24 protein-coding genes and 2 pseudogenes are annotated in these 25,533 nt (G+C 68.5%); 13 read left to right on the plus strand and 13 right to left on the minus strand.

The annotated features are described in order from the left end of the window. Positions 1–182: 182 nt before the first annotated feature. A complete protein-coding gene (locus tag ACILQS_RS03140; RefSeq protein ID WP_395638644.1) occupies positions 183–1,757 on the minus strand; it encodes an MFS transporter in 1,575 nt (524 codons plus the stop codon). Positions 1,758–1,822: 65 nt separating this feature from the next. Between ACILQS_RS03140 and ACILQS_RS03145 the strand changes: the two genes are divergently transcribed. After that, positions 1,823–2,026 (plus strand): three-helix bundle dimerization domain-containing protein, encoded by a 204-nt coding sequence (locus ACILQS_RS03145; protein WP_395638645.1) that lies wholly within the window; start codon positions 1,823–1,825, stop codon positions 2,024–2,026. A gap of 73 nt (positions 2,027–2,099) precedes the next feature. Here the strand turns inward: ACILQS_RS03145 and ACILQS_RS03150 are convergent, their stop codons facing one another. Further along, positions 2,100–2,729 carry a DUF2510 domain-containing protein gene (locus ACILQS_RS03150; protein WP_395638646.1) on the minus strand — a complete coding sequence of 210 codons (630 nt, stop codon included), beginning with the start codon at positions 2,727–2,729 and terminating at the stop codon, positions 2,100–2,102. Positions 2,730–2,851: 122 nt separating this feature from the next. Between ACILQS_RS03150 and ACILQS_RS03155 the strand changes: the two genes are divergently transcribed. The 9 genes from ACILQS_RS03155 to ACILQS_RS03195 all read left to right on the plus strand — a co-directional run bounded on the left by ACILQS_RS03155 (position 2,852) and on the right by ACILQS_RS03195 (position 12,995). Further along, positions 2,852–3,874, plus strand: a complete 1,023-nt coding sequence (locus ACILQS_RS03155) for a LacI family DNA-binding transcriptional regulator (RefSeq protein ID WP_395638647.1) — start codon at positions 2,852–2,854, stop codon at positions 3,872–3,874. Between the two features lie 179 nt (positions 3,875–4,053). Beyond that, entirely contained in the window at positions 4,054–5,040 is a 987-nt protein-coding gene (locus ACILQS_RS03160) for a substrate-binding domain-containing protein (RefSeq protein WP_395638648.1), read from the plus strand. A gap of 110 nt (positions 5,041–5,150) precedes the next feature. Then, positions 5,151–6,752 (plus strand): sugar ABC transporter ATP-binding protein, encoded by a 1,602-nt coding sequence (locus ACILQS_RS03165; RefSeq protein WP_395638649.1) that lies wholly within the window; start codon positions 5,151–5,153, stop codon positions 6,750–6,752. Continuing rightward, on the plus strand, positions 6,749–7,834 hold the full coding sequence (locus ACILQS_RS03170) for an ABC transporter permease (RefSeq protein WP_395638650.1): 1,086 nt from the start codon (positions 6,749–6,751) through the stop codon (positions 7,832–7,834). Before ACILQS_RS03165 ends, ACILQS_RS03170 begins: the two co-directional genes overlap by 4 nt. Further along, positions 7,831–8,886, plus strand: a complete 1,056-nt coding sequence (locus tag ACILQS_RS03175) for an ABC transporter permease (protein ID WP_395638651.1) — start codon at positions 7,831–7,833, stop codon at positions 8,884–8,886. The genes ACILQS_RS03170 and ACILQS_RS03175 overlap by 4 nt, the downstream gene beginning before the upstream one ends. Beyond that, the gene (locus ACILQS_RS03180) at positions 8,883–9,587 is read left to right on the plus strand and encodes an L-ribulose-5-phosphate 4-epimerase (protein ID WP_395638652.1); all 705 of its coding nucleotides are present in this window, start codon (positions 8,883–8,885) and stop codon (positions 9,585–9,587) included. Before ACILQS_RS03175 ends, ACILQS_RS03180 begins: the two co-directional genes overlap by 4 nt. Then, the gene (locus ACILQS_RS03185; protein WP_395638653.1) at positions 9,584–11,119 is read left to right on the plus strand and encodes a xylulokinase; all 1,536 of its coding nucleotides are present in this window, start codon (positions 9,584–9,586) and stop codon (positions 11,117–11,119) included. Before ACILQS_RS03180 ends, ACILQS_RS03185 begins: the two co-directional genes overlap by 4 nt. 26 nt (positions 11,120–11,145) lie before the next feature. Further along, a complete protein-coding gene (gene araA, locus ACILQS_RS03190; protein WP_395638654.1) occupies positions 11,146–12,666 on the plus strand; it encodes an L-arabinose isomerase in 1,521 nt (506 codons plus the stop codon). 32 nt (positions 12,667–12,698) lie between these two features. Then, positions 12,699–12,995 carry a DUF2277 domain-containing protein gene (locus ACILQS_RS03195; RefSeq protein ID WP_395638655.1) on the plus strand — a complete coding sequence of 99 codons (297 nt, stop codon included), beginning with the start codon at positions 12,699–12,701 and terminating at the stop codon, positions 12,993–12,995. 58 nt (positions 12,996–13,053) lie between these two features. On the opposite strand, the gene ACILQS_RS03200 is transcribed toward ACILQS_RS03195, so the two are convergent. The 4 genes and pseudogenes from ACILQS_RS03200 to ACILQS_RS03215 form a co-directional block, all read right to left on the minus strand. Further along, positions 13,054–14,304: an ABC transporter substrate-binding protein gene (locus tag ACILQS_RS03200; protein ID WP_395638656.1), complete on the minus strand. Its 1,251-nt coding sequence runs from the start codon at positions 14,302–14,304 to the stop codon at positions 13,054–13,056. Positions 14,305–14,379: 75 nt separating this feature from the next. Continuing rightward, on the minus strand, positions 14,380–14,958 hold the full coding sequence (locus ACILQS_RS03205; RefSeq protein ID WP_395638657.1) for a flavin reductase family protein: 579 nt from the start codon (positions 14,956–14,958) through the stop codon (positions 14,380–14,382). A gap of 122 nt (positions 14,959–15,080) precedes the next feature. Beyond that, positions 15,081–15,473: pseudogene (locus ACILQS_RS03210) on the minus strand (hypothetical protein); the annotation flags it as partial. A gap of 471 nt (positions 15,474–15,944) precedes the next feature. Next, a pseudogene (locus ACILQS_RS03215) lies at positions 15,945–16,301 on the minus strand (acyl-CoA dehydrogenase family protein); the annotation flags it as partial. A 135-nt stretch (positions 16,302–16,436) separates the two neighbouring features. On the opposite strand from ACILQS_RS03215, the gene ACILQS_RS03220 reads away from it, so the two are divergent. Beyond that, the gene (locus ACILQS_RS03220; RefSeq protein ID WP_395638658.1) at positions 16,437–17,387 is read left to right on the plus strand and encodes a LysR family transcriptional regulator; all 951 of its coding nucleotides are present in this window, start codon (positions 16,437–16,439) and stop codon (positions 17,385–17,387) included. A gap of 30 nt (positions 17,388–17,417) precedes the next feature. On the opposite strand, the gene ACILQS_RS03225 is transcribed toward ACILQS_RS03220, so the two are convergent. The 7 genes from ACILQS_RS03225 to ACILQS_RS03255 form a co-directional block, all read right to left on the minus strand. After that, entirely contained in the window at positions 17,418–17,885 is a 468-nt protein-coding gene (locus ACILQS_RS03225) for an HtaA domain-containing protein (protein ID WP_395638659.1), read from the minus strand. Then, on the minus strand, positions 17,882–19,102 hold the full coding sequence (locus ACILQS_RS03230; protein ID WP_395638660.1) for a cytochrome P450: 1,221 nt from the start codon (positions 19,100–19,102) through the stop codon (positions 17,882–17,884). The genes ACILQS_RS03225 and ACILQS_RS03230 overlap by 4 nt, the downstream gene beginning before the upstream one ends. Positions 19,103–19,114: 12 nt before the next feature. Then, complete coding sequence (locus ACILQS_RS03235; RefSeq protein WP_395638661.1) at positions 19,115–20,068, minus strand: PDR/VanB family oxidoreductase; 954 nt, start codon at positions 20,066–20,068, stop codon at positions 19,115–19,117. Between the two features lie 6 nt (positions 20,069–20,074). Further along, the gene (locus tag ACILQS_RS03240) at positions 20,075–20,275 is read right to left on the minus strand and encodes a hypothetical protein (RefSeq protein WP_395638662.1); all 201 of its coding nucleotides are present in this window, start codon (positions 20,273–20,275) and stop codon (positions 20,075–20,077) included. Positions 20,276–20,277: 2 nt separating this feature from the next. Next, on the minus strand, positions 20,278–20,769 hold the full coding sequence (locus ACILQS_RS03245; RefSeq protein WP_395638663.1) for an HtaA domain-containing protein: 492 nt from the start codon (positions 20,767–20,769) through the stop codon (positions 20,278–20,280). A gap of 66 nt (positions 20,770–20,835) precedes the next feature. Further along, positions 20,836–22,308 (minus strand): aldehyde dehydrogenase, encoded by a 1,473-nt coding sequence (locus ACILQS_RS03250; RefSeq protein ID WP_395638664.1) that lies wholly within the window; start codon positions 22,306–22,308, stop codon positions 20,836–20,838. 133 nt (positions 22,309–22,441) lie between these two features. After that, positions 22,442–23,743 carry a PucR family transcriptional regulator gene (locus ACILQS_RS03255; RefSeq protein WP_395638665.1) on the minus strand — a complete coding sequence of 434 codons (1,302 nt, stop codon included), beginning with the start codon at positions 23,741–23,743 and terminating at the stop codon, positions 22,442–22,444. A 197-nt stretch (positions 23,744–23,940) separates the two neighbouring features. On the opposite strand from ACILQS_RS03255, the gene ACILQS_RS03260 reads away from it, so the two are divergent. Next, positions 23,941–24,882, plus strand: coding sequence for an oxygenase MpaB family protein (locus ACILQS_RS03260; RefSeq protein WP_395638666.1), 942 nt, complete (start codon positions 23,941–23,943; stop codon positions 24,880–24,882). 45 nt (positions 24,883–24,927) lie between these two features. Further along, a complete protein-coding gene (locus tag ACILQS_RS03265; protein WP_395638667.1) occupies positions 24,928–25,485 on the plus strand; it encodes a hypothetical protein in 558 nt (185 codons plus the stop codon). Positions 25,486–25,533 lie beyond the last annotated feature (48 nt).

The following is a 25,533-nucleotide window of genomic DNA, read 5'->3' on the forward strand; positions in this document are numbered from 1 at the left end:
AGCCGCCCACGGTGTCGACGTCGTTCATGGGATCCTCCTCGAAGTCATTGTGTCCCCCGCGCGGTCGGTGACCGGCGCGTGAGTCATCACTATATAACCGGAATGACACGGATGTCATTCCCCCACATGTAGTGATTTCGGCGTGTCGCGCGTGTTTTCACGATAGGCGCCGCCACCGACGTTCATTCCGGGCGGCGGGAGCGGCGTCCGAGCGGGACGGTCGCCGCGAGCCCGACCGCGAGGAAGCCGGCCGCCGTGAACGCGGAGAGCCTCGTCGCGTCGCTGAACGCCTCCCGCGCCGCGTGCGCCGCCTCGGGCGACTGCTCCTCCAGGCCGGGGATCGCCGAGCCCGCGCTGCCGACCACGGCATCCACGATCTGCTCGCGGGTCGCCTCCGGGATGCTGTCGGGCAGCTTGTCGGCGAGGTGGCTGCCGAGCGCGGTGAACAGCACGGTGCCGAGGATCGCGATGCCGAGGGCCGAGCCCACCTGCCGGGCGGTGCTCTGCGTCCCCGACGCCGCCCCGCTGCGCGCCACCGGCACGTCGACGAGGATGAGACCCGTCAGCTGGGCGGTGGCGAACCCCACTCCGAGCCCGTAGACGAGGAGCCCGCCGCAGACCGCCCACCACGGGGTGTCGACGGCGATGACGGAGCCGACGATGACGAGTCCGACGATCTCCAGGGCGATGCCGAGACGCACCACCCAGACGGCGGGGACCCGCGACCCGAACCCCCCGACGAGCCCGGAGGCGAGGAAGGCGCCGACCGCGAGGGCCAGCAGCACCTGACCGGTGCCGAGGGCCCCGTAGCCGAGCGCGTTCTGCAGCCACAGCGGGAGCGACAGGATGATGCCGAACTCGCCGAGCGCGACGATGAGCGCGACGATGTTGCCGCCGCGGAACGACGGGATCGCGAACAGGTCGGGCGCCACCATGCTGGGCAGCCCGCGGCGGCGGCGAGCTGCGCCCCAGGCGATGAACCCCACCAACGCGACGACGGTGATCGCGAACACGAACGGGATCGGCGACACCTCGAAGGTCCAGAAGTCCGGCGGGCTGTCGCTCAGCCACCAGCCGAACGTGCGGCCCTCGATCAGCCCGAAGACGAGGGAGCCGAACACGACGATGGACAGCAGGGCGCCGACCGGGTCGAGCGGATCCGGCTGCTCCGCGCGGGACTCGAGCACGACGAGCGCGATGCCGACGAGGATCAGGAGGCCGAGCGGCAGGTTGATCCCGAACGCCCAGCGCCAGGAGAAGTACTCGGTCAGCCAGCCGCCGAGCAACGGACCGACCGCCGCCATCCCGCCGATCGTCGACCCCCACACCGCGAACGCGATCCCGCGCTCCTTCCCGGTGAAGGTGGCGTTGAGCACCGAGAGGGTAGTCGGGAGGATGATCGCCCCGCCGACGCCCTGCACGACCCGGGACGCGATGAGCGCCTCTCCCGACCCGGCGAGGGCGGCGACGACGCTCGCGATCACGAAGATCGCGACCCCGATGATGAGCAGTCGCTTGCGGCCGACCCGGTCGGCGAGGGTGCCGAAGGTCAGCAGGAGCGCCGCGAACACCAGCGTGTAGCTCTCCTGCACCCATTGCACCTGGGTGGAGGTGATCGCGAGATCGTCGACGATCGACGGGATCGCGACGTTCACGATGGTCGAGTCGACGATGATCAGCGACACCGCGAGGCTGATCGTGAGCAGGCCGAGCCAGCGCAGACGGTGCGCCCGCGAGCCGACGTCGAGAGAGGTCATGCGCTCATTGTGCGCTTCGATCCGGCATCCAGCCCGCTTTCAGGCGGCGGGAGCACTCTCGCCCCATGAACGGTCCCGACGAGCAGCAGCAGATCGCGCAGGTGGTCGAGCAGCTGGAGCAGAGGTTCCCCGCGTTCTCCACGCAGGAGATCGAGGTCATCGTCGCCGAGCAGGTCGCCCTGCTCGACGGCAACCCCATCCGCGACTACGTCCCGCGGCTCGTCGAGCACGGGGCGCGGACGCGGCTGCGGGCCTCGGCCGGCTCCTAGGAGGACGGCGTCACGCGCCGCGCCGGACCAGGTGCTCGGTCACCCCGGGCGATGAGGTCGCCGCCACGGCCGACTACCGCGGGATGTTGGTGACGAGGAAGTCGTTCATCCCCGCGAAGATCACGACGACGATCCAGATCGAGATGCCGATCGAGATGACGAACACCGCGACTTCGGCCCAGATCGGCTGGTGCCCGTTGCCGGTTCGGCGGTGCACGACGACCGAGCGGCCGATCGTGTACACGAGCCCGCTGATGAACGCGAAGGCCCAGTGGAACGGCCTCGGCACTCCGCGGGAGGCGAGCTCCTTGGCGTCGCGGTAGGCGAAGAACACGCCGAGCCCGTAGACGACGTAGCTCAGAACGATCGCGCCCCAGTAGAACGGGGAGAGCAAGAGACTCATGGTTCCCGACATCCCCGAGTACGGGTCGGCCGCCGACACGTCGATGTCGAACAACGAGCCCCACGGCACGAAGAGCAGCAGGAGCGTCGGCAGCAGCGGGAGCACGACGATGAGCCAGATCCACGGCGTGTTCCAGTCGGTGCCGGCGGGGGCCTTCAGCTCGGGAGCGGCCGGGTACGGCTGACCGGGCTGGTGGAGTAGCTCGGTCCAGGCCACGCCGTCCCAGTAGCGCTGCTGCGCCGGGTTCTGCGGGTCCGGGTACCAGCCGGCGGGGATCGAGGGCGTGCCCTGTGCGCTCATGGGCCGATCCTACGGCGGCACGCGACAGACGCCCCGTCTGACGATCCCCGCCGACTCTCGACCGCGCGGCTCGATACGATCACACTCGAAGCGACGTACGCGACTCCACGAGGTGCACCACGATGTCCGATCACGCAGCACGGGGGTGGCAGCGCCCCAGCATCTACGACGTCGCGCGCGAAGCCGGCGTGTCGCACATGACGGTTTCGCGGGTGCTCAACGACCACCCCAACATCCGCGACACGACGCGCGAACGCGTGCTCCGCGCGATCGACGAGATGAACTACACGCGCAGCTCGATCGCTCGCGCCCTGGCGACCCGCCGCGCGATGCGCATCGGGGTCCTGGTGGACAGCGCGCCGCAGTTCGGGCCGAACAGCACGCTGCGCGCCCTCGAGAGCGCGGCACGCGGCTTCGGCTACGCGATCAGCGCGTTCTCGATCTCGGATGACGACAGCGCGTCGCAGGTGGACTCCGGCGTCGTCGACCTGGTGACTCAGGGGGTCGACGCGCTGTGCGTCATCGCGCCTCGCGCGTCGTCGTTGCACGCGCTACGCCAGCAGAGCACGGGCCTTCCCACGATCGTCATCAAGTCGGACCCGGATGCGACCTGGCACACCGCGGCCGTCGATCAGCATGGAGGGGCGAGCCTCGCGACCCGGCATCTCATCGACCTCGGTCATCGCTCCATCGCGCATCTCGCCGGACCCTCCGACTGGTACGACGCCCGCGCGCGCGAGCAGGGCTGGCGCGACGCTCTGACGGCCGAGGGTCTGCAGGTGGCAGCCCTCCATGTCGGCGACTGGACCTCCGACTTCGGATACGAGATGGGGCGCACCCTCGAGGTGGGCGATCTGACGGCCGTCTTCGCCGCGAACGACCAGATGGCACTCGGGCTGATCCACGGCCTGGCGACGCGAGGCATCTCGGTTCCCGACGACATCAGCGTCGTCGGGTTCGACGACCTCCCCGACGCCCGTCACTTCCTCCCGCCGCTCACGACGGTGCGGCAAGACTTCGCGGCTCTCGGATCGCTCGCCCTGCAGTTGCTCGTCGCCGCCATCGAAGGGGATGAGGGCGCGACCCACGACGTGATCGCCCCGTCGCTGGTCGTGCGCTCCTCCACCGCAGTCCCGCGGGGATGACCGACGGCGGTTCAGGCGGGAACGGGGATGTTGGCGGTAACAAAGCGGTAACGAACGCCGAAGATCGAGTTGCGCAATCGCATTGTTAGCGCGCACAATGTGTCCACACCCCAGGGTGTCGCACAAAGCACCGAACCCTCTTCGACAATCGCGTCGACGAGTCTCAACGAGGAGATCACATGACACACAACAAGCGGACGCTGCGCATTCTCGGTTTCATCGGAGCGGGAGCGATCGCGCTCGGACTGGCCGGATGCAGCACGGGCACCGAATCCGGTGAAGGCGACCTGATCACTGTCGGCTTCGTCGCCGTCGGGCCTGAAGGCGGATGGCGCGACGCCAACGAGCAGGCGATCCAGGACGCCTTCAGCGAGGAGGCCGGCTTCGACCTCAAGTACGCCCCCGCGGCCAACCCGACCGACCAGAAGTCGCAGATCGACGCCTTCGCGACGTTCGTCAACGACGAGGTCGACGTCATCCTGCTGACGGCCACCGAGGCGTCCGGCTGGGAGGACTCGCTCGAGCTCGCGCAGGAGGCCGAGATCCCGGTCATCCTTCTCGACCGCGGCGTCGACGCCAGCGACGACCTCTACGTGACGCGCATCGCGCCCGACAACGTCAAGGTCGCCGAAGAGGTCGGCAACTGGGCGACGAGCGTGTACCCCGACGGCGCGAGCTACTACGTGCTCGAGGGCGTCCCCGGCCTCTCCGTCGTGAACGAGCGCAACGAGGGCTTCGACGCCGCCATCGCCGGCAAGGACGGCTGGGACAAGATCGGCGCCCAGACCGCCAACTGGACCGCTGACGAGGGCAAGTCGGTCATCGAGACCGTTCTGAAGGAGAACCCGGGCCTGCAGTTCATCTTCGCGCAGAACGATGAGATGGGCATCGGCGCGGCTGCGGCCGTGACGGCTGCCGGTCTGACGCCGGGCACCGACGTCAAGATCGCCACGATCGACGGCACCACGCCGGCCCTCGAGGCGCTCGCCGCCGGTCAGCTGAGCTTCGTCGCTCAGTACAACCCGTTCTTCGGCGACCTCGCCGTCGATGCCGTGAAGAAGGCCCTCGCGGGCGAGAGCGTCGACAAGACGATCATCGTCCCGGGCGAGAACTTCGACTCGGCCGAGGCCGGCCAGGCCGCGCTGGACGCCGGCAAGGGCTTCTAACCGACTCGGAACCGCCACGAGACATCCGCGCGGGGGCCGCTCACTTTCGGCGGCCCCCGTTCGGATGTCCACCCAGCAGAGTCATCTAGGCAGCAAGGGATCGATCAACGATGACGGAATCGCTCGCAATCGTCGAAGTTCGCGAGGCATCCATCAGCTTCCCCGGCGTGAAAGCCCTCGACGAGGTGAGCTTCCGCCTCATCCCGGGCGAAGTCCACAGCCTCATGGGCGAGAACGGCGCCGGCAAGTCCACGCTGATCAAAGCGCTGACCGGCGTGTACCAGATCGACTCCGGCGAGATCATCGTCGCCGGACAGGCGCGGCGCTTCGCCGGCACCGCCTCCGCGCAGGCCGCCGGCATCTCCACCGTGTACCAGGAGGTGAACCTGTGCACCAACCTCACGATCGGTGAGAACGTGATGCTCGGCCACGAGGCCCGCGGCCCCCTCGGCGTCAATTGGCGCAAGACCCATGCGCTCGCTCATGAGTCGCTCGTCGGCCTGGGTCTCGGTCACCTCGACCCGCGCGCGCCCCTCTCCTCCCTCTCGATCGCCGTGCAGCAACTGGTGGCCATCAGCCGCGCCATGGTCACGCAGTCGAAGGTGCTCATCCTCGACGAGCCGACGTCGAGCCTCGACGCGAACGAGGTCGAGGTGCTGTTCGGCGTCATCCGGAAACTCCGCGACCAGGGCGTCGCCATCCTCTTCGTCTCGCACTTCCTCGATCAGGTGTACGCGATCAGCGACCGCATCACGGTGCTGCGCAACGGCCGGTTCGTCGGCGAGTACCTCAAGCGCGACCTCGACCGCACCCAGCTGATCTCGCTGATGATCGGCAAAGACTTCGAGACGCTTCGCGCTCTCGGCTCCAACCGTCAGACCGAGGTGCGCGACCGCACCGAGACCCCTCTTCTCGCCGCCGAAGGCCTGGGGCGAGCGGGTGCCCTCCACCCCACCGATGTCGAGATCCATCGCGGCGAGGTCGTCGGCTTCGCCGGGCTCCTCGGCGCCGGCCGCACGGAGCTCGCGCGGCTCATCGCCGGCGCCGACAAGGCCGACTCCGGTGTCGTCACGATGCACGGCGAGAAGGTGTCGCTGAACTCGCCCGTCGCCGCACTGGCGCACCGCATCGCCTACTCGACCGAGAATCGGCGTGAAGACGGGATCGTCGGCGACCTCAGCGTGCGCGAGAACATCATCCTCGCCGTCCAAGCCCGTCGCGGGTGGTTCCGCCGGGTGCCCGCCCGCCAGGTCGACCAGATCGTCGCGACCTACATGGAGCGCTTCAACGTGCGCCCGAACGACCCGAACCGCCCCATCCGACTGCTGTCGGGCGGCAACCAGCAGAAGGTCCTCCTGGGCCGCTGGCTCGCCACCAACCCCGAACTGCTCCTGCTCGACGAACCGACGCGCGGCATCGATGTCGGCGCGAAGGCCGACATCCAGGAGACCGTCGCGGAGCTCGCCGCCGGCGGGATGGGTGTCGTGTTCATCTCGTCCGAACTCGAAGAGGTCGTGCGTCTCTCGGAGCGGATCGTCATCCTCAAGGACCACCGGAAGGTGGGCGAGGTCGTCAACGGCCCGGAGGTGACCGCCGAGAGCATCGTGTCGGTCATCGCCGCGGACTCGGGAGCCGAGGCGGGAGCCCACGCGGATGCCCTGGCGCACGTCGCCGGCGACGGAGCCGCACGAGACGAAGGGAACGCGTCATGAGCCGCGTCACGCGCACACTCCGAACCCCGTGGTTCTGGGCACTCATCGGGATCGCGGTGCTGCTGCTGATCAACACCCTCAAGAATCCCGCCTACCTCGAGATCAGCGTGAACCCGACGACGGGGCTGCTCACCGGCAACGTGCTCGACATCCTCCGGGTGTCGGCGCCCATCATCATGATCGCGCTGGGGATGACCTTCGTCATCGCCACCGAAGGGATCGACCTGTCGGTCGGCTCGATGATGGCCGTCGGCGGCGCCGTAGCCATGCAGACCCTCGCCGGCGTCGACGCGCCCGATTCCGTCGGGGCGATGTTCGCGGCGATCGGCCTCGCCGTGCTGCTGGCGATCGTGCTCGGAGCGGTCAATGGATTCCTGGTCGCCGTCGTCGGACTCCAGCCGTTCATCGGCACCCTCATCATGATGCTGGCCGCGCGCGGAATCGCCCGCGTGATCACGGACGGGCAGAACACCAACGCGTCGAACGAGCCGTTCCGGCAGCTGGCGAACGGCCAGATCCTGGGGCTCCCGACGAGTTTCGTGCTGGCGATCGCGATCGTCGTCGTCATCGCCCTCCTGATGCGACGCACCGCGCTCGCCCTGATGATCGAGTCGGTCGGAGTGAACCCCACGGCGAGCCGGCTCGCCGGCATCCGGCCCCGCCCCCTGCTGTTCGGTGTCTACATCCTGGCGGCGGCGCTGGCGGCCATCGGCGGTCTGTTCAGCGTCTCCGAGGTGATGACGGTCAGCGTCTCCGGAACCGGCAACCTGATGGAACTCGACGCCATCCTCGCGGTGGTGATCGGCGGGACCTCTCTCGCCGGCGGCAAGTTCTCGATCCTCGGGTCCACCGTCGGCGCTCTTCTCATCGCGACCCTCAACAAGACGGTGCTCTTCCTGGGGATTCCGTCGTCCGCGACGCCGGCGTTCAAGGCGCTCGTGATCATCGCGCTCGTGCTGCTCCAGTCGGAGCGCATCCGCTCCTTCACCTTCGGCAGGGCGAAGGGCCTGAGTTTCCGACGGGGCCCCGCGACCGCGCCGACCGAACCGGCGCCCGATGCTTCGAAGGAGACCGTCGCGTGAACGCGTCGAAGACGAATACCTCCACCTCGTCGGCCGAGACGTCGCGGGAGCCGTTGAGCCAGCGCCTCGCCGGCGCATGGAGCCGCAACCAGTCGCTGGTTCCCACCCTCGCCTCCGTGGTGCTGCTCATCGGGATGCTCGGCTACGCCGAGATCGCCTACGGCCGCGTCTTCCATGCGGGCACGATCTCCAGCCTGCTGGTGAGCTTCGCGCCGACGGTGATCCTCGCGGTCGGGATGACGATCGTGATCATCTCCGGGGGCATCGACCTCTCCGTCGGCGCCGTGGTCGCCTTCACGTCGGTCGCCGGCGTGATGCTCATGAACATCGGGGTCGACGGTTGGCTCTCGATGCTGCTCATGATCGTGTTCGGCGCCGCCTTCGGGCTGATCTCGGGCGTCATGATCCAGTACTTCAACGTGCAGCCGTTCATCGCGACGCTGGCGATGATGTTCCTCGCCCGGGGGCTCGCCTCCATCCTGTCGACGACCCCGGTCGTGACGAGTGACGAGGCGCCGATCCTGCTGCTCGCCACCGACTGGAAGCTGATCGACGGGCCCAAGGTCAACGACTTCACGGTCACGCCGGGGCTGCTCATCGCCGCGCTGGTGGTGATCGGCGGCGTCTTCTTCATGCACCGCACCCGCACCGGCCGCACGGTCTATGCGATCGGCGGCAACGAGTCGTCGGCCCAGCTGATGGGCCTCTCCGTCGCCCGGTCGCGCGTCGGGATCTACGTGATCTCGGGCGCCCTGGCGGGTCTGGCCGCGATCGTCTACACCGCCGAGGTCAGCGGCAAGGCGCAGAACGTGACCGGCATCGGCTGGGAGCTGGATGCCATCGCCGCCGTGGTCATCGGCGGAACGCTGCTCACCGGCGGCTACGGCTACGTGCTCGGCTCGATCAGCGGCGTGTTCGTGATCGCGGCGCTGCGACTCATCATCACCAAAGACGGTCGGATCAGCCCCGAGTACCTGACGATCATCACCGGTGCCGTTCTTCTCGCCTTCGTGCTGTTGCAGCGCGCGCTGACCCGACGGAGGGCCAGTTGACCCCGCCCGCTGAGAGCGAAGCCGCGATCGCGACGGTCCGCGCCGAGGTCGCCGCCCTGCACGGCGAGCTGGTGCGCTACGGGCTGGTGGTCTGGACCGGCGGCAACGTCTCCGGCCGCGTCCCCGGAACCGACTACTTCGTGATCAAGCCGTCGGGCGTCGCCTACGACGATCTGACGCCCGAGAACATGATCCTCTGCGACCTCGACGGCCGCGTCGTTCCCGGCTCGCTCGGCAGCGAGCGCAGCCCGTCGAGCGACACCGCGGCGCACGCCTACGTCTACCGGCAGATGCCCGAGGTGGGCGGCGTCGTGCACACGCACTCCACCTATGCGGTCGCCTGGGCCGCGCGCGGGGAGGAGATCCCCTGCGTCATCACCGGGATGGCCGACGAGTTCGGCGGGCCCATCCCGATCGGACCGTTCGCGATCATCGGCGACGACTCGATCGGCCGCGGCATCGTCGAGACCCTGCGCGGCCACCGCTCACGGGCCGTGCTGATGCAGAACCACGGCCCGTTCACGATCGGCACGACGGCGAGGGATGCCGTGAAGGCCGCGGTGATGTGCGAGGACGCCGCCCGCACGGTGCACCTCGCACGGGAAGCCGGCCCGCTCATCCCGATCCCGCAGGACAGAATCGACTCGCTCTACCAGCGCTACCAGCACGTGTACGGCCAGGCCACGGACGACCGCCGATGAATGCGGCGCTCGGGATCGAACTCGGCTCGACCCGCATCAAGGCCTGCCTCGTGGATGCCGACGACCCGTCGGCGGTGCTCGCGACCGGGTCGTACGAGTGGGAGAACCAGCTGCTCGGCGGGGTCTGGACCTACGACCTGGCCGACGTCTGGACCGGGCTGCAGGCCGCCTACGCCGATCTCGTGCGGCAGCTCGGCGCGGCCCCGACCGAGCTCGCGGCGATCGGCGTCTCGGCGATGATGCACGGCTACCTCGCGTTCGACGCGGCCGGTGAGCTGCTCGTGCCGTTCCGCACCTGGCGCAACACCAGCACCGGCGAGGCGGCGGCCGAGCTGACCGGGTTGTTCGGCGTCAACATCCCGTTGCGCTGGTCGATCGCCCACCTGCACCAGGCGACGCGCGACGCCGAGCAGCACGTCTCGTCGATCGCGTCGGTGACCACCCTCGCCGGGTACGTGCACGAGCGGTTGACCGGACGCCGGGTGCTCGGCATCGGGGATGCCTCGGGCATGTTCCCGATCGACGGCACCGACTACGACGCCGACTTCCTCGCCCGCTACGACCGTCTCGCTGTGCTGCACGCTCCGCTGAAGACGCTGCTGCCGGAGGTGCTCGTCGCGGGAGAACCGGCCGGCGAACTGACCGTCGCGGGAGCCGCGCTGCTCGACCCCTCCGGCACGCTGAAGCCGGGTGCGGTGTTCTGCCCGCCGGAGGGTGACGCGGGCACCGGGATGGTCGCCACGAACGCGGTCGCCCCGCGGACGGGCAACGTGAGCGCCGGCACGAGCATCTTCGCGATGGTCGTGCTCGAGCGGCCCCTACAGCACGTGCACCACGAACTCGACGTCGTGACGACGCCGTCGGGCGACCCGGTCGCGATGGTGCACTGCAACAACGGCGCGAGCGAACTCGCTGCCTGGGTCGGCATGTTCCAGCGCTTCGCCGAGGCCGCGGGCGTGCCGCTCGATGTCGACGCGACCTACGACGTGCTGTTCCGCGAAGCGCTCGACGGCGCCCCGGATGCCGGCGGGCTGCTCGCCTACAACCACCTCGCGGGCGAGCCGATCGCCGGGCTGCCCGAGGGGCGTCCGCTCTTCGTGCGCACCCCCGACAGTCGGCTCACGCTCGCGAACGCGATGCGGGCCCACCTCTACGGCGTCTTCGGCACCCTCGCCCTCGGTATGAGGGTGCTCGCCGACGAGAACGTCGCGCTCGATCGGATGTCGGCGCACGGCGGCATGTTCCGCACGGCGGGGGTCGCGCAGCGCTTCCTCGCCGCGGCGCTCGACGCGCCGGTCGAGGTCGCCGAGAGCGCCTCGGAGGGCGGAGCCTGGGGCGTCGCGGTGCTCGCCGCGTTCACCGCCTCCGGGTCGGGAACCGATCTCGCCGCTTACCTCCGCGACCGCGTGTTCACCACGACCGGGTCGCGCACCGTGCTGCCCGGCGTCGACGACGTCGCCGGTTTCACCGCCTACCTCGATCGCTACCGCGCCGGCCTCGCCGTCGAGCTCGCCGCCGTCGCCGCCCTCTGACCCCGTCCTTTCCGAAAGCAGAAGCCATGTCCCGCAGCATCGTCCCCGACCTCTCCACGAAGGTCGTCTGGTTCCTCACCGGCAGCCAGGGCCTCTATGGCGAGGAGACCCTGCGCCAGGTCGCGACCCAGTCGCAGGCCGTCGCGACGGGCCTCGCCGAGTCGGCCGACATCCCGGTCACCGTCGTCTGGAAGCCCGTGCTCACCGACAGCGACGCGATCCGTCGGGTGATGCTCGACGCGAACGCCGACGACGACGTCATCGGGGTGATCGCCTGGATGCACACCTTCAGCCCCGCGAAGATGTGGATCGCCGGGCTCGACGCGCTCGCGAAGCCGCTGCTGCACCTGCATACGCAGGCGAACGTCGACCTGCCCTGGGGCGAGATCGACTTCGACTTCATGAACCTCAACCAGGCCGCGCACGGCGACCGCGAGTTCGGGTACATCGAGACCCGTCTCGGCATCCCGCGCACGACCGTGGTGGGGCATGTCTCAGATCCTTCGGTCACCGCGCGCGTGGGCACGTGGAGCCGGGCCGCCGCCGGCCGCGCCGCCACCCGCGGCATGCGCGTGGCCCGTTTCGGCGACAACATGCGCTACGTCGCGGTGACCGAAGGCGACAAGACCGAGGCGGAGATCCGGCTCGGCGTGCAGATCAACACCTGGCCGGTGAACGAGCTCGTGGATGCCGTGGCCGCCGTCTCCGACAGCGAGGTGGATGCTCTCGTCGCCGAGTACCTCTCCTCCTACGACGTCGTGCCCGCGTTGCTCGTCGACGGTGCGCGCCACTCGTCTCTGCGGGACGCGGCACGGATCGAGGCCGCGCTGCGCCGGTTCCTCGAAGACGGAGGCTTCACGGCCTTCACCGACTCCTTCGAAGACCTCGGCGAGCTGCGCCAGTTGCCCGGGCTCGCCGTGCAGCGCCTGATGGCCGACGGCTACGGCTTCGGCGCCGAAGGCGACTGGAAGACCGCCGTGCTCGTGCGCACGGCCGCGGTCATGGGCGCGGGCCTGCCGGGCGGCGCCTCCCTCATGGAGGACTACACCTACCACCTGGAGCCCGGGAACGAGGTCATCCTCGGCGCCCACATGCTCGAGGTGTCGCCGTCGCTCACCACCGCGAAGCCGCGCCTCGAGATCCACCCGCTCGGCATCGGCGGCAAGGACGACCCGGTGCGGCTGGTCTTCACGGCCGACCCGGGCCCAGCCCTCGTCGTCGCGCTCAGCGACATGCGGGAGCGCTTCCGCCTCGTCGCGAACGTCGTCGACAACGTGCCGCTGCCCGCGCCGATGCCGAAGCTGCCGGTGGGTCACGCGGTGTGGAAGCCGCGCCCTGACTTCCGCACCTCGGCAACGGCGTGGCTGCACGCCGGCGCCGCGCACCACACCGTCATGACGACGCAGGTCGGGGTCGAGGTGTTCCGCGACTTCGCCAAGATGTCGGGCGTGGAGCTGTTGGTGATCGACGAGAATACGACATCCCTCGAGTTCGATCGCGAGCTGCGCTGGAACGCGGCGTACTACCGGCTGGCGCAGGGTCTCTAGAGCGCTCGGAGGCGGCGAGCTATCCTCGCCGCATGTGCCGCAACATCCGCGTGCTCCACAACTTCCAGCCACCGACGACCGACGACGAGGTGCGCGAAGCCGCGCTGCAGTTCGTGCGGAAGGTCAGCGGGTCGACGCATCCGTCGCGGGCGAACACCGCGGCGTTCGATCGTGCCATCGACGAGATCGCGGAGGCGACCCGCCGGTTGCTCGACGGCCTCGTGACGCACGCACCGCCGAAGACCCGCGAGGCGGAGGCGATCAAGGGGCGCGCGCGGCACGAGAAGCGGATGGAGCGCGAGGTGCGCATCCGCACCGCGTCCGCCTGACCGCGCACACACGGGAGCCGGCCCCGGCGATCGACGGATCACCGGGGCCGGTCGCCATTCAGTACTCGCCGGTGGGACCGTAGCCCGTGCCGTTGTACTTCACGAGGCCGAGGCCGTCGATCGCCGGCTTGTCACCGCGGGTCGTGTTGATCGTGACGCCGTCGAGCAGAAGCGGGGCCTGGTAATCCTCGATCGACTTCAGCGCCGCCATGAAGGAATCACGGTTCGGCTCCTCCATCGCCTGGAAGGCCTGATCGAGCACGGCCCCGGCGACCCATCCCCACGCGCACTGCGGCGTGAAGGTCGTCGTGATCGTCGTCCCGTACTCGTCGAATGCGGCGTTGTAGGCGATGACGTCCTCGTCCTCCGCGAAGACCGGTGACGCCGGCACCTTCGAGATCGCGGTCGTGTAGATCGCCGGATAGGCGGAGCCGTTGCCGGGCTCGACGACGGTCGCCGGGGTAGCGCTGTTCGAGGGCAGGAAGATCCGCGGGAGCCAGCCGAGCGACTGGGCCTTGGTCAGCACGCCGACCTGGAGAGGCGTCACGGAGACCGCGCTGATCAGGATGTCGGCATCCGTCGCCGCGAGCTGCGTGACCTGGCTGTCGAGCGTGGTGTCGGTCGGTTCGTAGGTGGTGGCGTCGAGGATCGTGACGTCGCTCCCCTCGACCGCATCGGTGAAGCCGTCGGCGTAGTCCTGCCCGTAGTCGTCGTTCTGCGACAGGATGGCAACGGTGATCTGCTCGCCGGTCGCCACCAGGAACTCGCCGAACGTGAAGGCCTCGTCGTAGTAGGTCGGCAGCAGACCGAAGGTCCAGGGGTTCGCCTCCTGGTCGGACGAGAACGCGCTCGCTCCGGTCTGCAGGAGAACCTGCGGAACCTCCTCGCTGTTCGCGATGGGCACGATCGCGGCGTTGGTCGGAGTGCCGAGGGCGCCGACGTAGGCGAAGATGCCGTCGCCGACGAGCTGGTTGAAGTTGCTCACCGTCTTCGCCGGGTCGTAGGCGTCGTCGAGGTAGGAGAGCTCGACGGTGCGGGTCAGACCATCACCGAACTCGAATCCTCCGTCGGCGTTCTTCGCCTCGAGGTAGGCATAGAGTCCGGCGATGCTGCACGAGCCCACCCCGGCCGCGGGCCCGCTGAGCGGACCGCTGATCCCGATGCTCACCGAGTCGTCGGTGATGCCCGGGCTGGTCGCGCTCTCGACGCCTTCGTCGGCGTCGCCCCGGGAGCATCCCGAGATCAGCAGGGCGGTCACCGCGAGCAGAGCGACGGCACCTCCGGTGCGGGTGTGGTGTCGGAAGTTCATCATTGAGCCTCTTTCCGTGTGCGTGATTGTTTCTGTTGCCCCCGGAGGAATCCACGACCCCGCCGGGTGGTATGGTCACTCCGCTCGGGAGTGATCCCCGATGCGATGCCACGTGCGGTTGAGATAGACCAGGCCGTCGCGGGACGGCAGGTCGTCCGCAGCATCGGCGCTGACGCTCGACTGGATCCCCTGCGCGACGATCACCGTCGAGCCGCCGGCATCCATGCGGTTGAGGATGCGAGCGCGGATCCACGACCGCGCCCGCGGGAAGTACGGCTCGCCGGTCACGAGACGCGCCCACTGGGACCGGTCGGCGAACCTGTCGACGCCGCGCGCCGATCCGAGTTTCGCGAGGTCGAGACTGTCGGCGTCGAGAAGGTGCACGACGATCGTGTCCGCTTCCCGAAGGGTGGGCGAGCTCGAGGACCTCGACGACGCCGAGAACATCAGAAGCGCGGGGTCGTCGTTGACGGCCGACACCGAGCTCGCGGTGAGCGCGACGGGTCCTCGGCCGGCGTCGGCGGTGATCAGCGACACCCCGAGCGGGTAGTAGCGGAAGGCCGCCTTGAAGTCCTCGGAGCTCAGCTGCCCGAAGCGGTGTTCGGCGTGGCGGTGAACCCACTGCTCGGCGCGGGCGGGCGACGAGACGCTCATATCGGTCTCTCTTTCGAATGGATCGAGTTGGAAGAAGGGAAAGGGCTCCGCTCCCGGCACCTGTGGGTCAGGAGCGGAGCCCGTGGGATCGCCCACCGAGAAGTCGCGATCCCGGCTCGGGACTATTTGCCGGTCGCCGACGCCAGGAACTTGACCGCCGCCTGCCGCCAGTTGACCGTGACGTGGTGGGACACCATCTCGACGTCGCGCTTCGCGCGAGAGACCGGGTGCTCGGGGAATCCGGCTTTGGCCCCGACGAGCGAGTAGATCTTCGACACCGACCTCAGGGCGACGCGCGCGACGAGGGCGTTGTCACGCTGTTCCAGGGCGATCGTGTCCGCCGACGGCAGTTCGTGACGAGCCGAGCGCAGGCCCGCGTCGTAGCTGCGCCGCTCGATCAGCAGCCGCGCCATCTGCAGGTCGCCTTCGGCTTCGGTGAACTCGCTCGCGACGTAGTCCTGGTCGGTGAGGCTGATCGTGCCGCCCAGCGCGTTGGCGACGCGCGTGGTGGTCGCCGCCGTCTCGGCGAAGTGCTCCGCCGCCCCGAGCGCGGCACCGAGTCCGACCGATGCGAACGGGAACCGCGAATGCGACGGCCAATTCGCCCACATCGCGTGGAACGTCGGGTGGAGCTCGCGCCGCTCGGCGATCTTCGACACGGTGTCGGCGGTCGCCTGGATGCGGTGGTCCGGAACGAACACGTCCTCGACGGACATCGTGCGGCTGCCGGTGCCCCGGAGTCCGGTCGGCGTCCAGTCGTCGATCGTGCGGGTTTCCTCGCGCGGGACGAGGAACATGTGCCCCTCGCCGTCGTCGCCGACGGGCGCATTGAAGATGAGCCATTCGGAGAAGTCCGAGCCGCTGCAGAAGCCCCACTTGCCGGTGAGACGGTAGCCGCCCGGCACCTTGACGGTCGTCGCCTTCGGGTTGAGATTCGTGTTTCCGGCGAGGGTGGCATAGGTGTCGACGCCCCAGATCTCGTCCTGGACCTCCTCGGGGTAGGCGAGGATCGCCATGTTGTCCGAGCTGAGGATCGAGAACACCCACGCGGTCGACGCGCAGCCGCGAGCGAGAGTCATCGCGATCTTCGCGTGGTCGTGCTCGGTGAGTTCGAGGCCGCCGTACTTCTTCGGCTTGAGGACGTGGAACAGGCCCGCCTCCTGCAGGAGCCGGTACGTTTCCCGGGAGATCGCCCGTTCGCGGTCGACCTCGACCGCCCTCTCGCGCAGGATCGGAATCAGCGCTTCGGCGCGGGCGTGAATATCCGCCGCCGACGTCGAGGGGTCGGGCGGAGCCAGGGTGCCGACGTTGGAGTCGATCGCGGTGTCGGTCGGGCTGTTCATGGTGCTCCCTTCGCGGCCCACGTTGGCCGCCCATGGCTTAGTCTTCAATTCGACCGGTAGCACCGTCAAACAGAACAATCCGACCTATATCCACGATTCCGCAGTGGTTCGAGCGACGACGCCCGAGGAGCACCGATGACGATCTCAGGACCCGCGAACACCTTCGATGACGTGGTCGCCGGGGGCGATTTCTCGCTTCGGCAGCTGACGCACTTCGTCGCCGTCGCCGAACACGGGACGATCAGCGGAGCCGCCGAGAGTCTGTTCATGTCACCGTCCGCGGTCGCGGCATCGATCTCGGAACTCGAGAGGGTGCTCGGATCGGAGTTGCTGGTGAGACGGCGAGCGCAAGGGGTCACCGTCACCCCGACCGGAACCCAGGTCCTCGCGAGCGCGCGCCGTCTGCTCGCCGACGCGTCCGAGCTCGCCTACATGGCGCGCGGACGCGGTGGCGACCTCGTCGGGCCGCTCGTCATCGGATGCTTCGTGACGCTCGCGCCGACCGTGCTCCCCCGACTACTCGAGGATTTCGCCCGACTTCACCCGAAGGTGCAAGTCGACTTCGTCGAGGCGCCGCAGGACCGCCTTCAGCAGGCACTCTCAGCGGGGGAGCTCGACATGGCGGTCATGTACGACATGAACCGCACCGTCCCCCTCGACTCAATCGTTCTCTACGAGCCCCGCGGCTACGCGCTGTTCGGGGAAGGGCACCCGCTCGCCGACCAGGACACCGTGAAGCTCAGCGACCTTGCGCGCGAACCCCTCGTCCTTTTCGACCAGGCACCGAGCGCGTCCTACGCGATCAGCGCGTTCGAACAGCACGGGCTCGAACCGAATATCCGTCACCGCACCCACACCTATGAACTGACGCGTTCGATCGTCGCGCGTGGGATCGGGTACGCGGTGTTGGTGCAGCGCCCGCCGAACAAGGCGAGTTACGAGGGCCTCCCGATCCTCGAGCGCGAGGTCGACCCGCCGCTTCCCATCTGCCCGGTCATCCTGGCGTGGCCCCATGGCGCGAAGCTCTCACCCCGAGCACAGGGCCTCGTCGAGCTTGCGCGCCAGCAGTACCCGCGCGACGCCTGAGGGGATACCTCGCCGGCGCCGGCGCTGACGTCAGCGGGCAGCGACCGGCTGGCGGCCGTCGGGGAAGCTCGCGACGATCGGATCGATCAGGGCACCCGACGCGTACGCTCCGTTGAACAGATCGCATGACTCATCGGTCAGACGTGGCTCCGCGATCACCAGGATGACGACCCCGTCGACGACCTCCCGCACGAAGGCGCCACGCGCGAAGCTCATCCGCCCTCGGGGCTCCTCGAAATCGTCGGCGATGCTGATAAGCGCTTCGCCGTCGTGGAGCGTGATCTCCGGGTCTTCGATGAACACGTGAAGGAGCCCCGAGTGGCCAGTGAAGTCGACACGGCCGCGGTAGGCGATGGTCGTCTCATCCTGGTGGGAGAACGGGAAGTCGAACCCGTCCGCGCGCACGGTAGTCCCCACAGCCTGGACTCCGCCGTCGGGCAATCCCTCGACGTAGCGACGGAACCGACTGACGATGGGCCAGGCCAGGCCGATGTTCACGCGAGAGCAAGTCGCAGCGGCAGGGACGCGGTCGCGTGCAACGTGTTGTTGAGGTGCCGACGGATAGGCCCCGCCGGCTCGATCGCCCGCACACGGGCAGCGAGGGCCTTCAGCAGTGCAGTCGCCTCCAGGCGCGCAACATGCTGACCGACGCACTGGTGGATCCCCATCCCGAATCCGACATGGCCGGAGGGGTCGCGGCCGAGGTCGAAGTCGTCCGGGTGATCCCAGTGGCGCGGGTCCCGGTTCGCCGACCCGAGGAACATGAGAATCTTCTGGCCGTCGGGGACCACCGTTCCGCCGATCCGAACGTCACCGTTCGCGGTGCGGAAGAACGTCTGCACCGGCGACTCGAGTCGTATCGCCTCGTCGAACGCACGACGAGCGAGCGAGGGTTCCGCCCGCAACGCCGCCCACTGGTTCGGAGCATTGGCGACGGCGTGGAGAACTGCGCTCAAGGCATGAATCGTGGTGTCGACGCCTGCCGTCAGAATCGACCGGATGATCAGCGGCGCCTGCTGCTCCGTGATGTCGCCGCGATCGGCGGCGGCCCACACGGAGGCGCCGATCCCGGTCGGATCGAGTCGATCGCGCTCGCATTGACGAGCGATCCACGCGGCGTGCTCAGAGACTCCGACGCTGCCCGCCTCCACGAGGAAGTTGTGCGGACCGAACGCGTTGAAGACGAAGTCGCCATAGGGCAGCAGATGCTCGCGGCCATCGCGTTCGAGGCCGACAGCGTCCGGGAAGACGCGCAACGGGAAGGCCTCCGTGATCGTGGGGACTGCGTCGATCTCGAGGACACCATCGACGGCATCGGCGAGAAGCTCCTCGACGTGCCGCTCGGCCGCCGCCTCCCAGATCGGGACATAGGCGCGCAACGAGCGGGGACTGAGAATCTTCGCGAGGGACGCCCGAGGTGCGTTGTGGGCTGGCGGGTCGGCCTCGAGGAGCAAACTCGGCGGACGCCAGGGCTGTTCCTTCCGGAAGTTGCTCACTCCGACGCCGGCGCTCGAGATGAACTGTTGCCAGTCGGTGAGGGCAGCGTGCACCGTCGCATACCGACCCATCGCGTAGACACCGTAGCGCTCGAGAAAGACGACTTCGCCTGCGTCGCGGAGGCGTTCGTGAAAGGGCGCGGGCTCGTCGAGCAGTTCGGCCGAGAACGGATCCTCGTCGCTCAGAGGAAGTGATGGGGGTGCGATGGGCAGGGTCACCGGGGGTCCGTTTCAGAGATCGAGGACGAGGAGGTCGGAGCGGGAGCGCGACACGCACGGGAACATGCAGGCGTTCGACGAACGCTCCTCTGTGTCCAGGATCGAATCGCGGTGGTCCGGCACCCCCGACAGGACGTCGGTCTCGCACGTGCCGCACACTCCCTGGCTGCACGACGTGAGGAGTTCCACGCCCGCCGCACGCAGGGCGTCGGCCACGTTCTGATCGGGCTGCAGGGTCACCGTGACCCCCGAAGCGGCTGCTTCTACCTGGTAGGCCGTGGCTCGCGCCGGCTGACCAGCATCCTTGGCCGCGAAGCGCTCCATGCGCACCCATCCCGGCCTCCACGCGGCCGTCAGCCGTTCGACTTCGTCGAGAAGACGTTCCGGCCCGCAGACGTAGACCTTGACGTCCGGGTCGAAGTCGCCGAGCCACGCCTCGAGGTCCAGTCGGCCGAACTCATCGGCCGGGTGTGCCTCGAGCCGACCCCCCAGACCTGCCAGAGCGTCGAGGTGAGCCATCGTCGCGCGCCGCCGCCCCAGGTACAGCAGCGAGATGTCACTTCCGAGTTCGACGGCCGCGCTCACCATCGGGAGGATCGGCGTGATTCCGATCCCTCCCGCAATGAATCGGTATCGGGGCGAGGGAACGAGTGCGAAGTTGTTCCGCGGCCCACCGAACCCGACGAGGTCGCCGATCTGCAGATAGTCATGGATGTAGGACGATCCACCTCGCCCCTCGTCGTCACGCAGAACCGAGACCCGATACTCATGGCTGACCGACGGATGACCGCACAAAGAATACTGGCGGGTGGTGCCATCGGCGAGGACGAGATCGATGTGGGCTCCAGGTGTCCAATCGGGCAGGCGACCTCCCTCGGGCCGCTCCAGGGTCAACTCGACGACTCCCTCGGCCACCGTTGCCCGGTCGGCAACCCGCAGCCGCGTCTCAGAATGCGAGGCGATCATCGGCGCTCAGGCGACCTTCTCGCCGTGTGCGGCGAGGGACGCGAGGTGGGGGCACAAGGATGTCGCCGGACCGACAGAGTCGTGGATGCGGGCGCTTGCGTCGGTCGTGCAGGTCCCGGTGCCACCGCGCGCGATCGCATCCATCACCGCGGGGGCGAGGCCGGCAGCCGGGGTGTTGATCCACTTCCTGGGCTTGGCGCGCGCCATCTTCATACGCCCTTCGGGGTGAGGGCCGACGGCGATGTCGGCCGGTAGGTGATCGGGGAGACCGCATCTCCGGCGGAGTAGTTCGGTCCGAGCCAGGCCGCGCCGTCGGCCGTGAGGTGCGCCGCCTCGTCGTGCCAGCCATGAGGGTCGAGCTGGCCGCGTTCGACGACGGCCACGAAGAGCCGCTCATCTCGGAGGTCCGAGGCGACGCTGAGAACCACCCGCGACTGATCGAAGTGGAGCCGCGGATCGCGGACGGTGACACGGAGCAGTCCGCCGTGTCCGGTGATCTGAGCGGTCCCGGCGAAGCGCACCTCGTCTCCGGACATCTCGATCAGGGGGAACCAGAACCGGGGAGGGTGGGTCTTGGGAACGATGTCGGCGATGCCGTCGACCGCGATGACACCGTCCGGAAGACCATCGACGTAGGCGGTCAGGCTGTCGCGGACACCCCATTCGAGTCCTGGCTTCTGACGTTTGCGCGTGAACAGCATCGGTGTGGTGTCGTCTCGTCCTGGGCTTTCCGGACGGGAAGTCGCCTTCCCGTCCGGAAAGATTGTTCAGGCGAAGTGGTAGATCGACTTGACCTGCTGGTAAGCCGCCAGACCTTCGGCCCCGAACTCCTTGCCGTATCCGCTCTGCTTGACACCGCCGAACGGCGCGCTCAGCTCGGGGATATAGCCGTTGATGCCGATCGTTCCGGTCTCGACCGCGCGCGCGACCCCCATGGCGCGGTCGGGGTCGGCCGACCAGACCGAACCACCCAGGCCGTACTCGGAATCGCTGGCGATCCGGATCGCGTCCGCGTCGTCGTCGTAGCCGATGACGGTCAGAACGGGCCCGAAGATCTCCTCCTGGGCGATCCGCGCGGTGTTGTCGACGTCCGCGAAGAGCGTCGGCCGCACGAAATGGCCGCGGTCCCAGCCGTCGGGGCGACCGCTGCCGCCGACGACAACGCGACCGCCTTCGCTCTTGCCGATCTCGATGTAGTTCGCAACGCGTTCCTGCTGCGCCTTGCTCGCCATCGGCCCGAAGAGCGTCGCATCCTCGAGCGGGTCTCCGAGCGGCGAGTACTGCATCAGCGCCGCGAGCACGTCGACGACCTCGTCGTACCGCTTGCGCGGCGCGAGCACCCGAGTGCCGAGGAAGCAGACCTGCCCGTTGTTGGCGAGCGTCGCCGTGAAGAAGCTCTGGCCGATCTTCTGCAGATCGAGGTCGGCGTCGTCGAGGATGATCGCCGCCGACTTGCCGCCGAGCTCGAGGCTCACCGGGCGGAGAAGCTCGGCGCAGGCCTTGGCGACCGCGCGACCGCCGACGGTGGAGCCGGTGAAGGCGACCTTGTCGATGCCGGGGTGAGACACGATGTAGGCGCCGAGGTCGCGACCTCCGGGGAGGATGCTGACCACGCCCTCCGGGACACCCGCGGCGGAGATCGCGTCGGCGAGGATGAACGCGTCGAGGACGGTCTCCGGTGAGGGCTTGAGAACGATCGAGTTGCCGGCGGCGAGCGCAGGCGCCAGCTTCGTCATCGTGAGCGACTGCGGGACGTTCCACGGGATGATCCCGGCGACCACTCCGATGGGCGTGCGACGGATCGTGGTGCTCTTCAGGAAGAGACCCGGTCGCTGCTCTTCGACCGGCTGCGTGCGGATCAAGTCGGCGTAGAAGCGGAGGGTCGCGGACGGATAGGCCGCCTCGAGAGCGCGGGCGATCGTGATGGGCATGCCGTTCTGCTGCGAGATCGCGCGAACGGTCTCCTCGGAACGCGCATCGACCTCGTCGGCGAGCCGCTCGATGACGGCCGCGCGGTCGGCGGGGTCCCAGGTGGACCATCCTCGAGGGTCGTCGAACGCACGACGCGCGGCGGCGACGGCGCGATCGACGTCGGCCTCGGTGGCCTCGGGAACCGAGCCGATGACCTCTTCGGTCGTGGCGGATCGGACGGTGATGCGGCGATCGGATGCGGGCTTCTGCCAGACGCCGCCGATGAACAACTCAGCGCGATCGACGTTGGTGGCCGTGGTGAGGCTCATGATCTCTCCTTCGGGATCATTCAGGGCAAGGTGCCGAGTCCATCCGGCCACAAACGCGGAAGCCGGTCATCGTCCGCAGGTTCAGAGAATCCGCCGGACGTTGGTACTGCGGTACGGCGAACGAGTCCGACCGTCAGGTCCCGGGCTGCGCGAGCAGATGGGCGATCAACGCCGCGGCGTACAGCTCATGCCGGCGGGACGCCACCGGCCGCCCGATCGCCTGCTCGATCCGGCGGAGCCGGTAGACGACGGTGTTCCGGTGAATACGGAGTCGTGCCGCCGTCTCGGCGAGGGACTGGCCGGTCTCGAGGTAGATCCGCAGCGTGTCACGGCTTTCGACGTCGGAGGGCGAGACCCCGACACCGATCTCACCCAGCTCCGTCGCGACGAACCACTCCGCGCGCTCGCGATCGCGCAGGAGCAAACTGAGGAAGGCCACGGTACCCGAGTCGGCGATCTCGGGCGCGGCGCCGACGGGGAGGCGTTTCGCGGCCGAGCCGTACTCACTCGCGAGGAGATGGCTTCGGCGGAAGCCTGTGACGCCCGCCGCGACGGGCCCCACGGCGAGACCGACTTTCGCGGGGTCCCTCGGAACGCCACGGATCCGCTCGAAGACGACATCGCTCGGTTCTGTTGCGAACGTCAGCCACACCCACAGATCGTGGTCTCCCCCTGGCACCGTCAGAACGGAGTTGGCGAGAGTTCGGACGCCGATCTGGCGAGCGAGTGCTTCGAGCTGCGATGCGACACCCGCCGCCGGGAACCAGAGCACGAGTGCGAGGTGGTGGGCATCCAGATCGATCCCGAGCTCCTCGAACCCGACTGAGCCGCGCACTCCTGGCCGGAGGAGAGCCTCCACCAAAGCGCGCTTGTTCGCCACCGCTTCGCCGGCGATGCGCGAGTGCTCGACCACGTACTCCGCGACGAACCCGTCGACGACCGAGTCGTACACGGCGGCGCTCGCCGCGAGAACCTGCGGCGCGACGGCCGCCGCTCGTTCTCCAGCCGACGACAGGAGGTGATCCACCCACCGACGCTCCATGACCCGCATCGACTGGACGACGACCGCAGCATCGATGCCGAGACGTGCCGCCTCCCCGGCGAAACGGTTCGTGAGCTCGAGAAGACGACGCTCGGGGTCGTCGTGGATGAGACGGAACGCGAACTCGGTGAGAATCCGGCTGGCTGCCCGAGCCACTTCCGCGTAGGAGACGCGGGAGTCCCCCTCGTTGAGCTGGCTCACCACCGCGACCGTCGCATCCGCTTCAGTCGCCATCCAGCCGAAGAACGATGCCGGAAGAACGCGACGCGCCCGGGCCTCCTCGTCCGGATCGAGCAAATGGGCGACCGTCGTGTCGCCGTAGCTGGACACAGCCGCGTCAATCAACCAGGCGAACGGCGCCGCGGCGCTCGCCTCAGGCCGCTTCACGGTCATAGGAGAACTCCTTCGTCCCTTGCTCCGACTTTACGGACCTGGGTCCGTCGCGTGGTTCGAGGTTTCCGTGGAAGAACCGCACTTGGATCGCGGTACCAAGGGTCGCCCGACTTTTTCGTATCGCCGAACGATGCATCGAGTGCCCCGCTCGTCCAGGCTTACCTCGACCCGGCCACTGTCGCCCGAGGAGGACTCTGATGCGCACCCGACCCCGCAAGTGGATTCGCGACGAACTCGCGACTCTCGATCCGCATCGCGACTACGAGCGCATCATCGCGCTCAATACGAGTTACCACATGAGCGATTTCCTGCTCGACTACGTCTACGCCATGACGTTCCCGAACTTCATCGCCCCACAGCATGGCTCGGAGACGGTTCTGCGCGAGGGCACCGGGAAGATCTACACCAACCCGAACAAGCGAATGGACGACACCAGTCGGCACATGCTGATCTGGTGGGAGAACGGCCCGTCCAGCCCGGCGACGCAAAGATCGGTGGAGTCGTTGAACCGCCTTCACGCGCACTGGGCCAAGACGTACCCCGAGCAGTTCTCCCACATGGAGGACTACGTCTACACGATGTGCTACGAAGCGGCGTTCATGCACCGCCTCCGACTCCGGATCGGGCTCCCCGGATTTCCGGAGTCGGCGCAGATCGCCTCGGTGGAGTTCTGGTCACGCATGGCGAGGCTCTTCCGCAATGCGGGTACGGGTGAGACCGTGTCCGGCTTCCCGGACACCTTCGAGGGCGTGAACGCGTACATGGACTGGTACGAGAACCGCGAGCTGCCCGCGAACCGCTACAGCGAACAGGTCATCGAGCGGATGCTGACCCCGTTCGCCGAACGACACTTTCCCCGGGTTCTTCACCCCGTGGCCCGAGCGCTCGTCCTCGGGATCTACCCGCCGCACATCATCCGGAACTTCGGCCTGCCCACACCGGGACCGCTCACGAGGTGGCTGGCGCACTCCTTCATGAGGTTCGGGCTCGTCATGACCGAGAAGTTCGTCCCCGACCCGGAGATCACCCTCGGCGAGCGGCACCGACGCGAGCGCGAGAAGAAGGTGGCGGCTCGGATCAGCGAACCGGACCTTCCGGATGCGGTTCGCCACGCGTCGGAGGTCGCTGCAACCTCGTAAGGCGTCCCGCGCGGGATCGACACCTCGATCCGTAAGCTCGGGTCCGTGGCGATCAGAGCGGGCGAGGGCAACTTCTCCGCGCGCTCGCGCAAGTCCGATGTCGTGTCGGATGCCCTCCTCCTCGCCACCGCCGCGGTGCGCAGCGCCGTGAAGAACCTGCTCATCGTGCGGGCACTGCGCGACAACGCGGACTACGAGCAGTCCTGGTGGCTCGACGCCGTGGCCAAGGAGTTCGAGGTGATCGCCGCCGAGAACGATGCCGACATCGCTCGGCTCGAGGCGGAACGGCTGCGCGCGAAGAAGAAGCAGGGACGCGCACTGCATCCGGCCGACTTCCGGTCGCGCGATGCGCCGGTGCTGAAGCGCCGCATCCGCGTGCTCCGCAAGATCGCCGCGAAACTGCGCGAGATCGTGACCGACGAGGATGCCCTGCTCACCCTCGTCGCCGAGGCACGCGCCGCGGCGCTCGACGAGATCACGACCGCGCGGCACGATCCGAGCCCCCGCGCGGCGCGGGACCCGAAGGCGCGGGCCGCGGGACTCGCGGCGCTCTCCGACGACCTCCTGAGTCTCGCCGAGTCGCGGGCCACGGCCGCCGACTGAGCGCTGCCACGAAAGCGCGCGGGAGACAACCCCCTGCGCTCGCGACGG

The organism is Pseudolysinimonas sp. (assembly GCF_044239695.1).
Lineage (GTDB): Bacteria > Actinomycetota > Actinomycetes > Actinomycetales > Microbacteriaceae > Pseudolysinimonas_A.